Here is a 13,014-nt window from a genome sequence, read left to right as displayed (position 1 = left end):
AGCTGGAAATCGCCATAAGCATGCGATTTCCCCGTTGTTTTTCCTTACATGGACGGCCGCCGCTTTTCAGGATGAATCGGCGCAAGACGGCGCTATGATCATCAACTCCCTTTGTGTTTGCCCCTTCGCGCCGTCCTCTCCGAACGCCATGCTGCCCATTTCGATCATCATTCCCTGCTACAACGCGGCGGCGACCCTCGCCCGTACGCTCGACAGCTGCGTCATCCAGCCCGAAGCGGCGCAGATTATCGTCGTGGATGACGGCTCGACCGATCGCTCGATCGAGATCGCGCGCTACTACGGCGAGCGCGATCCGCGCATCGGTCTGCTGCAGATGCCAGCGAACGGCGGCGCCGCGCGGGCACGCAACTGGGCCGCGCTACATGCCACGCAACCTTTGCTGGCTTTTATCGACGCGGACGACGAGTATCTCCCCGGCGCGTTGGCAGCCGCGAGCGGCTATCTGGAGCAGAACCCCACGGAAGCCTCGATCCGGCTCGACGTCGAATACGCCGGCTTCCCGGTGGAAATCACCGCGCATCCGGATTTCGCGGAGCACGCCGCGACGCTGAGCAACACGGTGCCGAGCAGCCTGATCATCCGGCGGGCGGTCTATGCGGCGCTGGGCGGTTTTCCAATGGACGCCTTTTTCCGCCGCAATGGCGGAGAAGACGGCGCGTTTTCATGGGCCCTGCGCGAACTGTTCGGTAACCGGCGCCTGGGCGACGCCAGGCGCGTGCGGATGCATTACCACCCGCGCATCCATGCGGAACGCTATTTCCGCATTTGCTTCGGGATGCAGGCGCCAGTCGCGGCCGATGTCGAGGAGTCGTTCCGGCTGTCCGGCCAGTTCGTCGAGGCCGCCAGAGCAAACATCGCGCAACTGCGCTCGCTGAGCGGCCCGGCCGGTACGCCGGCTTAGGCTCTGCCTTCGTGTCGAACGCGCTTTCCGGACCGACACCCCGAAGCCATCTCTATTTGCTACAATCGCCGTTCGTCTTCGAGGAGCGTTGCGACGGGTACCGCGAATCTGCATTCGCTGGCCGCCCGCCAGGCTCGGAGGCTTTCAATCGGACGGCTTGAATGCGCGCTGCGCTTTCCATCCGCCGCATCGAACCGCGCTCACGTCAAATTTCTAGTCAATTTCTTAGAAAGGAGGGCGTGATGAACGCCGCAGTCATCGATTCCAAAAATTCCCAGGATTTCGTCGTTGCCGACCTGTCGCTTGCCGACTGGGGCCGCAAGGAACTGAACATCGCCGAGACCGAAATGCCCGGTCTCATGCAAACGCGTGAAGAGTACAAGGCGCAGCAACCGCTGAAGGGCGCGCGCATTGCCGGTTCGCTGCACATGACCATCCAGACGGCCGTGCTGATCGAAACGCTGACGGCACTCGGCGCCGAGGTTCGCTGGGCTTCGTGCAACATCTTCTCGACGCAGGATCACGCTGCCGCGGCAATCGCCAAATCGGGCACGCCGGTGTTCGCGCTCAAGGGCGAATCGCTCGACGAATACTGGGAGTTCTCGCACCGCATTTTCGAATGGCCGAACGGCGAATTCGCCAACATGATCCTCGACGACGGCGGCGACGCCACGTTGCTGCTGATCCTTGGTTCGAAGGCTGAAAAGGACCGTTCGGTCATCGCCAAGCCGAACAACGAGGAAGAAGTCGCGCTGTACAAGTCGATCGCTTCGCACCTCGACGCAGACCCGACGTGGTACTCCACGCGCCTGAAGCACATCAAGGGCGTGACGGAAGAAACCACCACGGGCGTGCACCGTCTGTATCAGATGGAAACGGAAGGCCGTCTGCCGTTCCCGGCGATCAACGTCAACGATTCGGTCACCAAGTCGAAGTTCGACAACCTGTATGGCTGCCGGGAATCGCTGGTCGATGGTATCAAGCGCGCCACCGACGTGATGATCGCCGGCAAGATCGCGCTGGTCGCAGGTTACGGCGACGTGGGTAAGGGCTGCGCGCAATCGCTGCGCGGTCTGGGCGCAACCGTGTGGGTTACGGAAATCGATCCGATCTGCGCACTGCAGGCGGCGATGGAAGGCTACCGTGTCGTGACGATGGAATACGCCGCCGACAAGGCCGACATCTTCGTGACGGCCACCGGTAACTACCACGTGATCGGCCACGACCACCTGAAGGCGATGCGCCACAACGCGATCGTCTGCAACATCGGCCACTTCGACTCGGAAATCGACATTGCGTCGACCCGTCAGTACCAGTGGGAAAACATCAAGCCGCAAGTCGACCACATCATTTTCCCGGACGGCAAGCGCGTTATCCTGCTGGCTGAAGGCCGCCTCGTGAACCTCGGTTGTGCCACCGGCCACCCGTCGTTCGTGATGTCGAACTCGTTCACCAACCAGACGCTCGCGCAGATCGAACTGTTCACCCAGGGCGGCAAGTACGAGAACAAGGTGTACGTGCTGCCGAAGCATCTGGACGAGAAGGTCGCACGCCTGCATCTGGCGCGCATCGGCGCGAACCTGACCGTGCTGTCGGACGAGCAGGCGGGCTACCTCGGTGTCGACAAGAACGGTCCGTTCAAGCCGAACCACTACCGTTACTAAGCAGGCACGGTAGCGCAACAGGCAGGTCAGACAGCACGTGAGTCCCCGCCGGTCGCCGTACAGGCAACCTGGCGGGCGGTACACGATAAAGGCGGCGCCAGACCGGCAAGCCGTCTTTACCGCCTGGCCGGCCCGTTCCATTCCGCTCAACCCGGATTTTCAGCCAAGAAGGAGCTCTACATGACCGTGCTGCTGACCTGGGTGATCAATGCGCTCGCGCTTCTGATCATCACCTACCTCGTCCCTTCGATCCACATCCGCAGCTTCGGCACCGCGCTGATCGTCGCCGTGGTGCTCGGGTTGATCAACACCGTGCTGCGCCCGGTGCTGATCCTGCTCACGCTGCCCGTGACGATCATCACGCTCGGCCTCTTCATTCTGGTGGTCAACGCGCTGTGCTTCTGGCTGTGTGCATCGCTGCTGAAGGGCTTCGAGGTGTCGGGCTTCTGGTCGGCGTTTATCGGCTCGATCCTGTACAGCATCGTTTCATGGCTGCTGTCCGCGCTTATCCTCGGCAACCGCAGTTTCGGCTGAGGTGAGCTTTACTTCTAGAACGGCGACTGAGTCATGAATCCGCTCGAACTTTCATTCGAATTCTTCCCGCCGAAGACGCCGGACGGTGTCGAGAAGCTGCGTGCCACGCGCGCGCAGCTCGCGCCGCTCAAGCCGAAGTTCGTCTCGGTCACCTTCGGCGCCGGCGGCTCGACACAGCGCGGCACGCTCGATACCGTCGTCGATATGGCGAAGGAAGGGCTGGCAGCGGCACCGCATCTGTCGTGTATCGGCTCGTCGAAAGAGAGCCTGCGTGCGATCCTCACCGAGTACCGTTCGCATGGCATCCGCCATATCGTCGCGCTGCGCGGCGACCTGCCGTCCGGTATGGGCGAGGTCGGCGAGTTTCGCTATGCGTCGGAACTGGTGAGCTTCATTCGCGCCGAGTTCGGCGACTGGTTCTGGATCGAGGTGGCCGGTTATCCGGAATACCACCCGCAGGCGCGCTCGCCGCGCCACGATCTGGAAAACTTCGCTCGCAAGGTGAAGGCCGGCGCCAATTCGGCGATCACGCAGTACTTCTTCAACGCGGATGCGTATTTCCGCTTTGTGGACGATGCGCGGAAGCTCGGCGTCGACGTGCCGATCGTGCCCGGCATCATGCCGATCACGAACTTTTCGCAGCTGATGCGCTTCTCCGAGATGTGCGGAGCGGAAGTGCCGCGCTGGGTGGCGCGGCGGCTGGAGAGCTACGGCGACGACCGCGAAGCGATTCGCGCGTTCGGGCTCGATGTGGTCACGGACCTGTGTCAGCGTCTGATCGACGCGCGCGTGCCGGGGCTGCATTTCTACACGCTCAACAACGCAGCGGCCACCAAGGCCATCTGCGACCGCCTGGGCGCTTAGTACTGCCCAAGCTTCACACCGCGCGGCCAGCTGGCTGCGCGGTTCAATTCCCGCCTGTTCCCGCCAGTCCCCCTCTTCACCTGTCCGTTCCCGCCACATTTGGTGCGTTGCCGCAGACACGTGCCAAACGCCCACGCTCGCGGGTAGAACCCAGGATTGAACCCGAATATTGTGCTGTCTATGATCGAGGCGCAGCCAAGCCGGTTGCAGTCCGGAGAACGTCATGACAGTGTCATCCATGCTGTTCGCAGTTCGCCAGTATTGCCTGCCCGCCCTGACAACCCTGGCCGTTGCCACGGCATGCTTCACACCGCTCACCGCCCCCGCTGCCTCCTTGCCCGATAAAACCCTCGTGTTCTGCTCGGAGGGCAGCCCCGCGGGCTTCGATACCGCTCAGTACACCACCAGCGTCGAATTCACAGCCGGCTCCTACACGGTCTATAACCGGCTGGTCGAGTTCGTTCAGGGCGGCACCGACATCGAGCCGGGCCTCGCCGAGAAGTGGGACGTTTCCGCTGACGGTCTGCAATACACGTTTCACCTGCGCCATGGAGTGAAGTTCCAGACCACCTCGTTCTTCAAGCCGACCCGCGAATTCAACGCGGACGATGTCGTGTTTACCTTCCAGCGCATGCTGGATCCGGACCAGCCGTTTCATAAGGCATACCCGGTGCCATTCCCGTACTTCAGCGATCTGGGGCTTGCCAAGAACGTCGAAAAGATCGAGGCGCTCGACCCGTACACGGTACGCTTCACGCTTAAAACGGTGGACGCGCCGTTCCTGCAGCAGATTGCGATGCCGTTCGCGTCGATTTTGTCGGCGGAATATACCGATCAGCTGCTGAAGGCGGGCAAGGCCTCCGATATCAATCTGTTTCCGGTGGGTACCGGACCATTCATCTTCCGCAGCTATACCAAGGACGACACCATTCGCTTCGACGGCAATCCGGACTACTGGAAGCCCGGTATCGTGAAGGTGAGCAAACTGATCTTCGCGATCACCGTCGACCCGGCGGTGCGGCTGCAGAAGCTGAAGCGCGGCGAATGTCAGGTGATGGCCTATCCGCGTCCGGCCGACATCCCGGCGGTCAAGGCCGACTCCTCGCTGGCTATGCCTAGCGAAGTGGGCTTCAATCTCGGCATTCTTGGCTATAACACGACCAAAAAGCCACTCGACGACGTGCAGGTGCGCCGCGCACTGGATATGTCGATCAACAAGAAGGCGATCATCGAATCGGTGTACCAGGGCGCCGGCCAGATTGCGACCAATCCGATGCCGCCCACCCAGTGGGGCTACAACAAGAGCCTCAAGGACGCCCCGTATGACGTCGACAAAGCCAAGGCATTGCTCAAGCAGGCCGGCTACCCGGACGGCTTCGACCTGACGCTGTGGGCGATGCCAGTGCAACGCCCCTACAACCCCAACGCGCGACTGATGGCGGAAATGCTGCAGTCCGACTGGGCGAAGATCGGCGTAAAGGTGAATATCGTCACCTTCGAGTGGGGCGAATACATCCGTCGCGCTCACGCTGGTGAGCACCAGGCAATCCTGATCGGCTGGACCGGCGACTACGGCGACCCGGATAACTGGCTCGGCGTCCTGCTGGGTTGCGACTCGGTGAAGGGCAGCAACTTCTCGAAGTGGTGCTACAAACCGTTCGATGACCTGATCACTGCGGCCCGTAGCACGACGGATCTCTCGCAGCGCACCAAGGACTACATGGAGGCGCAGGTCATCTTCAAGGACCAGGTGCCGTTCACGCCGATTGCCCACTCCACCGTCTATCAACCTATCTCGAAAGACGTGACAGGCTTCAAGATCGACCCGTTCGGCCCGACCCAATTCCTCGGAGTCGGCCTGAAATAGGGGGAGGCAGACGTTTTTGCTTCCCTTTGGCGCGGCTTGAAGCGTCGCGAGGCCCGTCGACCAGGAATTTGACGGGCCTCAATCTTTACTTAACAAGTGTTTCCGCTTCTGGACACAAGGAATTTCCTCCGCTTGTTGCCGCACGGCATGCTCAAGTAAGATCGCGCTACGCTGGTGTAAGCCAGCCCCGAACCTGGAGGAAACATGAAGCAAAACAACCTGTTGCGCGCCGCGCGGATTACCACGCTCGTCGCCGCTGCAGCGGTATCGATGGTGGGCGCCAATGTCGCGCGTGCCGAGATCCCGAATAAAACCCTGGTCTACTGCTCAGAAGGCAGCCCTGCGGGTTTTGACCCAGCCCAATACACCACGGGCACTGACTTCACGGCCAACACGTTCACCGTCTACAACCGCCTCGTCGAGTTCGAGCGCGGCGGCACCAAGGTCGAGCCGGGCCTCGCCGAAAGCTGGGATGTCTCGCCCGACGGCAAGACCTACACCTTCCATCTGCGCCACGGCGTCAAGTTCCAGACCACCACTTACTTCAAACCGAGCCGCGAGTTCAATGCGGACGACGTCGTCTTCACGTTCACGCGCATGCTCGATCCGACCATGCCGTTCAACAAGGCGTATCCGGCACAGTTTCCGTACTTCACGGACATGGGCCTCGACAAGCTGATCGCGAAGGTCGAGAAGGTCGATCCGTACACCGTCCGTTTCACGCTGAAGGAAGTGAATGCCCCGTTCATCCAGAACATGGCAATGGAGTTCGCATCGATCCAGTCGGCTGAGTACGCGGATTCGCTGCTCAAGGCCGGCAAGGCCCCTGATCTCAACCAGAAGCCGGTTGGCACGGGCCCGTTCATTTTCCGCAGCTATACGAAGGACGCGACGATTCGCTTCGACGGCAATCCTGATTACTGGAAGCCGAACGAGGTGAAGATTTCGAAGCTGATCTTCGCAATCACGCCGGATGCCGGCGTGCGCGTGCAGAAACTGAAGCGTGACGAATGCCAGGTGATGAGCTATCCGCGTCCGGCCGATATCGCGCCGCTGAAGACGGAAGCCACTCTCGCGATGCCGTCGCAGCCGGGCTTCAATCTCGGTTACCTGTCGTACAACGTTCAGCACAAGCCGCTCGACAAGGTCGAAGTGCGCGAGGCGCTCGACATGGCGATCAACAAGAAGGCGATCATCGATTCCGTCTACCAGGGCGCCGGCCAGTCGGCCACGAATCCGATGCCGCCGACCCAATGGTCGTACGACAAGAACCTGCCGAGCCAGTCGTATGACCCGGAGAAGGCCAAGGCGCTGCTCGCCAAGGCAGGTCTCTCGAGCGGTTTCGACATCACGCTGTGGGCGATGCCGGTGCAGCGTCCGTACAACCCGAACGCGCGTCTGATGTCGGAAATGATCCAGGCGGACTGGGCCAAGATCGGCGTGCGGGCGAAGATCGTTACGTACGAATGGGGCGAGTACATCAAGCGCGCTCACGCGGGTGAGGACGATACGATGCTGATTGGCTGGACCGGCGACAACGGCGATCCGGACAACTGGCTCGGCACGTTGCTCGGTTGCGAAGCGATTAACGGCAACAACTTCGGCAAGTGGTGCTACAAGCCATTCGACGATCTGGTCCAGAAGGGCCGCACGACGATCGATCAGGGCGAGCGCACGAAGATCTACACGCAGGCACAACAGATTTTCGCGCAGCAACTGCCGTTCTCGCCGATCGCGCACTCGACGGTGTATCAGCCGGTCAGCAAGAAGGTGATCGACATGCGCATCGAGCCGCTCGGTTACGTGCGCTTCGACGGTGTTGGCGTGCAATGAGTCTTGACGTAAGGTGCGCTATAACGTGAGCCATTAGGTGAGCCGTGCGACGAACCGTAAGGTAAATCGCAGGGCTTGCTGTAAAACTGACGCAGTCCGCTTTTCGCCTGGTTAGAAAACTGGTCGAAATGTTCCGGCGACCGGGGTGACAAGCCCTCGTCGCCGGTTGTGTTTTTCCGTTCATCAAGACCATAGGGACGAACCATGTTCCGCTTCGTTTTGCGCCGCATTGGCATGGTGATTCCGACGTTCATCGGCATCACGATCCTTGCGTTTGCGCTCATTCACCTGATACCCGGCGATCCCATCGAAGTGATGATGGGCGAACGCGGTGTCGACCCGGCCATGCACGCAGCCGCCATGCATCGGCTGGGGCTCGACGAACCGTTGCCGCTGCAATACATCCACTATCTCGGACGCGCGCTGCACGGCGATCTGGGAATGTCGATCATCACCAACACCAGCGTGATGGACGAGTTCCTCGCGCGCTTTCCCGCCACTGTCGAACTGTCGATCTGCGCCATGCTGTTCGCGCTGATCGTCGGGCTGCCGGCGGGTGTGTTTGCTGCGCTGAAGCGCGGTACGGCCGTCGATCACGGTGTGATGGGTACCGCGTTGACCGGCTATTCGATGCCGATCTTCTGGTGGGGTTTGATTCTCATCATGCTGTTTTCGGTGAAGCTCGGCTGGACGCCGGTGTCGGGCCGCATCGCGGTGGAGTTTGACATTCCGCACGTGACGGGCTTCATGTTGATCGATTCACTGCTGCCAGGTACCGATGAAGGTTCGTTCAAGTCGGCGTTGAGCCATCTGATTTTGCCGGCCATTGTGCTCGGCACGATTCCTTTGGCGGTCGTTGCGCGCATGACGCGCTCGTCGATGCTCGAAGTGCTGCGCGAGGACTACATTCGCACCGCTCGCGCCAAGGGCTTGCCGCCGGGACGCGTGATCGTCGTACATGCGCTGCGTAATGCGTTGATTCCGGTGGTGACCGTGATCGGCCTGCAGGTGGGCACGCTCCTAGCCGGCGCGGTGCTGACCGAGACGCTGTTCTCCTGGCCGGGTATCGGCAAATGGCTGATCGACGCAATCAGCCGGCGCGACTATCCCGTCGTGCAGGGCGGTATCCTCCTGATTGCCACACTCGTGATCGTCGTGAATCTGATCGTCGATCTGTTGTACGGCGTGTTGAATCCGCGCATTCGCCATACGAGGTAAAACCGTGGCAGATATTCAAAACACAGTCCCCCAGTCAGTGACCCCGCCAAGCGGCCGGGCGCTGGCCGCCCGTGAGTTCTGGGCAAACTTTTCGCGCAACCGCGGCGCGGTATCGGCCGGTGTCGTGGTGCTGTTGCTGATCTTCGTGGCGATCTTCGCTCCGTTGATCGCCCCGCACAGCCCAATCGAGCAATACCGCGACTACGTGAAAATCCCACCCGCCTGGCTCGACGGCGGCAACTGGAAGTTCATTCTCGGTACCGACGAAGCGGGCCGGGACATCCTGTCCCGCCTGATGTACGGTGCGCGCCTGTCGTTCTGGATCGGCTTCGTCTCGGTCGTGCTGGCGCTGATCCCGGGCATCGTGCTCGGGTTGATCGCCGCGTTCTTCGAGAAATGGGCCGATACGCCGATCATGCGCATCATGGACGTGCTGCTTGCGCTGCCGTCACTGCTGCTTGCGGTGGCGGTGGTGGCGATCATCGGTCCGGGGCTCCTCAATACGATGTTCGCTATCGCGATCGTCGCGTTGCCGGGTTATGTGCGTCTGACGCGGGCGTCTGCGCTCGGCGAGTTGCAGAAGGAGTACGTGACGGCTTCGCGCGTGGCGGGCGCCGGCACCTTCCGGTTGATGTTCTCGCAAGTGCTCCCGAACTGCACTGCGCCGCTGATCGTGCAGGCTACACTCGGCTTTTCGTCGGCGATTCTCGATGCCGCCGCGCTCGGCTTTCTCGGCCTCGGCGTGCAACCGCCGGCGGCGGAGTGGGGGGCGATGCTGGCGTCGGCGCGTGATTACATCGATAACGCCTGGTGGATCGTGACCTTGCCTGGCTTGTCGATCGTGATCTCGGTGCTGGCGATCAATCTGCTCGGCGACGGCCTGCGCGATGCGCTCGACCCCAAACTGAAACGGATGGCCTAAATGAGTAACTTATTGACCATCCGAAATCTCGCGGTGAACTTCAACGGCCTCCCGGCTGTCGACCGGATTGACCTGGACGTGGCGCCGGGCGAAGTCGTCGGCGTAGTGGGCGAATCTGGCTCGGGCAAGAGCGTGACGATGATGGCGCTGATGGGCCTGATCGACGCACCGGGCAAGGTCAGTGCCGACGAGATCCGCTTCGACGGCAAGGATCTGCTGAATGCCTCGCCGAAGGAGCGCCGCAAGATCATCGGCAAAGACATCGCGATGGTGTTCCAGGATGCGCTCACCAGTCTGAATCCGAGCTACACCGTCGGCTATCAGATCAAGGAAGTGCTGAAGCTGCATGAAGGCTTGCGCGGCGCCGCGTTGCATCAGCGGACGATCGAACTGCTCGACCAGGTTGGCATCCCCGATGCGAAAAACCGCATCACTTCGTTTCCGCATCAGATGTCGGGCGGGATGAATCAGCGTGTGATGATCGCCATGGCGGTCGCCTGCAATCCGAAGCTGCTGATCGCCGACGAGCCGACCACCGCGCTCGACGTGACGATCCAGGCGCAGATCATGGAACTGCTGGTGAAGCTGCAGAAGGAACGCGGCATGGCGCTCGTACTCATTTCGCACGATCTTGCCGTGGTCTCCGAAGTCGCGCAGCGCGTGGCGGTGATGTACGCGGGCGAGGTGATCGAGACCAACAAGGTGCCCGATATTTTCGCCGCGCCTCATCATCCGTACACAGAAGCGCTGCTGGCGGCGATTCCCGAGCACAATGTCGGCGCGGTGCGGCTGGCCGCGTTGCCGGGGATGGTGCCGGGCCGCGACGACCGGCCCAAGGGGTGTCTGTTCGCGCCACGCTGCAAGTATGTGGTGGACGATTGCACCAAGGCGCGCCCGGCGCTTGGACCGTTGCAAGGTCATACAGAGGTAACCAGGGTACGCTGTATCAAGCCGTTGAACCTCACCGGCGATGCCAACATCCACACTCACGGAGGCGCACGATGAATGCAGTACCCGAAACGCGCCGCCCGACGGGTCAGACGGGCGATCACGTGCTGGTTGCCGATCAGCTGGCGCGGCATTACTCGGTGAAGCGCGGCATGTTCGGCCGCGGCACGGTGAAGGCGTTGAACGGCGTGTCGTTTTCGCTCGACCGCGGCAAGACGCTGGCGGTAGTCGGTGAGTCCGGTTGCGGCAAGTCGACGCTCGCGCGCCAGCTCACGATGATCGAAGGACCGACCGCCGGCCGACTGATGATCGACGGTGAAGACGTTGCTGGCGCCGATCACGCGAAGGTCGCGGCATTGCGCCGGCGCGTGCAGATGGTGTTCCAGAACCCGTTTGCGTCGTTGAATCCGCGCAAGACCGTCGAGCAGACGCTCGGCGAGCCGCTCGCCATCAATACGCAGTTGAGCGCGAGCGATCGCGCCGAGCGTATTGCACAGATGATGCGCACGGTGGGCCTGCGGCCGGAGCACGCCAAACGCTATCCGCATATGTTCTCGGGTGGCCAGCGTCAGCGCGTGGCGATTGCGCGCGCGATGATTCTCGATCCGCAGATCGTCGTGGCCGATGAACCGGTGTCCGCGCTTGATGTCTCGATCCAGGCGCAGATTCTCAATCTGTTCATGGATCTGCAGGAGCAGTTCAAGACCAGCTATGTGTTTATCTCGCACAACCTGTCGGTGGTGGAGCATATCGCCGACGATGTGATGGTGATGTACTTCGGCGGTGTGGTCGAACTGGGCGACAAGAAACGCGTCTTTACGAATCCGCGTCATCCGTACACGCGGGCGCTGATGTCGGCGACGCCGTCGATCTTCGAGGCGGATCGCACGATCAAGATCAAGCTGCAAGGTGAGATGCCGTCGCCGCTCAATCCGCCCTCGGGTTGCACGTTCCATCAACGCTGTCCGTATGCGATCGAGCGTTGCCGCAGTGAAGAACCGAAGCTGCGCGAAGTGGATGGGCGTCAGGTGTCGTGTCACCGGGCTGAGGAGGTGGGGGACGTGGATGCCTGAAACGTTGGCGGCGCGTCGTCCTGCGCGCCGTCTGCGTGAAGGCGGCTGTGACGCCGTTTTCGCGCGGCGTTGGCGAGCGTGGCTGCTGGGTTGTGCCACGCTTGCTGGCGTCTCACTCGTTTCTGCTTGGCCGGCCGCCACGGCATCTGCTGCGGGCGCGGCTGCGACTTCCCCGGCGCAAAACGGACGGCCGAACCTGCCGGTCCCCGCAGCCCCTGCTTCGCCCGGGCAGCCGCGGGCGACACTGCCCGGTTTTAATCCGCCGCCAGCATCCAGTACGACGACCGGCGGCGCGGTCCGCGCGCAACCGGCGCGCATGCCGTTCTACGTCGCCACGCGCGGCTCCACTACGATCTATCTGCTCGGAACGCTGCACGTCGGCGACCCGGCCGACTATCCGCCGGGCAAGCCGTTCCGGCCGCAGATTCTGGCTGCGCTGGCCGCTTCCCCGACGCTGGCGCTGGAGTTGTCGCCGGACGATCTGCTGGTGTCGCAGGATGACGTGTCGAAGTACGGTGTGTGCCGCAGCGCGTGCCTGCCGAAGTATTTGCCGGAATCGCTCTGGCACAAGCTCGAAGTCCGCTTGCGCGGCAACCCGGCGGCGCTCGATGAGATCAAGAGAATGCGGCCGTGGCTCGCTTCGCTGCTGGTCGAAACCTACGATTCCCTGAGTGCGGGGCTGCAGACCGAATACGGTACCGAGGCGCAGTTGCAGAATGTTTATCTGCGCACGCGCGGCAAGATTGTCGGACTGGAGACGCTTGGGGAACAGATGCGCTCGTTCACCAGTTTGTCGTCCGCGCAGCAGCGCGAGATGCTGGCGCAGGACCTGGTGCAGACGCCGGCCGAAAATCTCGCCGATGTGCAAACGTTACACAGGCTCTGGCAGGTGGGCGATGCGGACGCGATTGCCGCGTGGCAGGCGGCCAAGTCGGAAGTGCTGGCGCGTGACAAGCGCGTGTCCGATTCGATTGACAACAGGATTGTGTACGAACGGAACCGGCGTTTCGTTGCGAGGATGTTGTTGATTGCCGGACCGAACAAGCCGGTGTTCGTGGCGATCGGGGCGTTGCATCTGGGCGGCCCGAAGGGCGTGCTGCAGTTGTTGCGGCAGCACGGGTTTGTGGTGGAGGCGGGGTGAGGAGGCGAACGTGACGCGATCGTTTGTC

The 13,014-nt window shown here is 61.9% G+C and carries 11 protein-coding genes and 1 riboswitch; all 11 genes read left to right on the top strand.

Annotated features, from left to right (window positions below):
- The first annotated feature begins 148 nt into the window (after positions 1-148).
- Positions 149-922: a glycosyltransferase family 2 protein gene (locus P3T17_RS35500; RefSeq protein ID WP_429411604.1), complete on the top strand. Its 774-nt coding sequence runs from the start codon at positions 149-151 to the stop codon at positions 920-922.
- Between the two features lie 74 nt (positions 923-996).
- Positions 997-1,131: riboswitch (S-adenosyl-L-homocysteine riboswitch) on the top strand.
- Between the two features lie 33 nt (positions 1,132-1,164).
- Positions 1,165-2,586, top strand: a complete 1,422-nt coding sequence (gene ahcY, locus P3T17_RS35495; RefSeq protein WP_429411602.1) for an adenosylhomocysteinase — start codon at positions 1,165-1,167, stop codon at positions 2,584-2,586.
- A gap of 180 nt (positions 2,587-2,766) precedes the next feature.
- Positions 2,767-3,120: a phage holin family protein gene (locus tag P3T17_RS35490; RefSeq protein ID WP_074262823.1), complete on the top strand. Its 354-nt coding sequence runs from the start codon at positions 2,767-2,769 to the stop codon at positions 3,118-3,120.
- Positions 3,121-3,153: 33 nt separating this feature from the next.
- Positions 3,154-3,984 carry a methylenetetrahydrofolate reductase [NAD(P)H] gene (gene metF, locus P3T17_RS35485; protein WP_074262822.1) on the top strand — a complete coding sequence of 277 codons (831 nt, stop codon included), beginning with the start codon at positions 3,154-3,156 and terminating at the stop codon, positions 3,982-3,984.
- Between the two features lie 223 nt (positions 3,985-4,207).
- A complete protein-coding gene (locus tag P3T17_RS35480; protein ID WP_429411600.1) occupies positions 4,208-5,851 on the top strand; it encodes an ABC transporter substrate-binding protein in 1,644 nt (547 codons plus the stop codon).
- Positions 5,852-6,055: 204 nt separating this feature from the next.
- A complete protein-coding gene (locus P3T17_RS35475) occupies positions 6,056-7,684 on the top strand; it encodes an ABC transporter substrate-binding protein (protein WP_074262820.1) in 1,629 nt (542 codons plus the stop codon).
- A 204-nt stretch (positions 7,685-7,888) separates the two neighbouring features.
- Positions 7,889-8,902 carry an ABC transporter permease subunit gene (locus P3T17_RS35470; protein WP_074262819.1) on the top strand — a complete coding sequence of 338 codons (1,014 nt, stop codon included), beginning with the start codon at positions 7,889-7,891 and terminating at the stop codon, positions 8,900-8,902.
- A 4-nt stretch (positions 8,903-8,906) separates the two neighbouring features.
- Positions 8,907-9,824, top strand: coding sequence for an ABC transporter permease subunit (locus tag P3T17_RS35465; RefSeq protein WP_074262818.1), 918 nt, complete (start codon positions 8,907-8,909; stop codon positions 9,822-9,824).
- Positions 9,825-10,829, top strand: coding sequence for an ABC transporter ATP-binding protein (locus tag P3T17_RS35460; protein WP_074262817.1), 1,005 nt, complete (start codon positions 9,825-9,827; stop codon positions 10,827-10,829).
- Positions 10,826-11,845 (top strand): peptide ABC transporter ATP-binding protein, encoded by a 1,020-nt coding sequence (locus P3T17_RS35455; RefSeq protein WP_429287781.1) that lies wholly within the window; start codon positions 10,826-10,828, stop codon positions 11,843-11,845. Before P3T17_RS35460 ends, P3T17_RS35455 begins: the two co-directional genes overlap by 4 nt.
- Positions 11,838-12,986, top strand: a complete 1,149-nt coding sequence (locus P3T17_RS35450) for a TraB/GumN family protein (RefSeq protein ID WP_429287782.1) — start codon at positions 11,838-11,840, stop codon at positions 12,984-12,986. Before P3T17_RS35455 ends, P3T17_RS35450 begins: the two co-directional genes overlap by 8 nt.
- Positions 12,987-13,014: the final 28 nt, after the last annotated feature.

The sequence above is a fragment of the Paraburkholderia sp. GAS82 genome, from assembly GCF_050436285.1.
Taxonomy (GTDB): domain Bacteria; phylum Pseudomonadota; class Gammaproteobacteria; order Burkholderiales; family Burkholderiaceae; genus Paraburkholderia; species Paraburkholderia phenazinium_B.
Note: the sequence above shows the minus strand (reverse complement) of the source record. Positions and strands in the feature narration are given on the sequence as shown.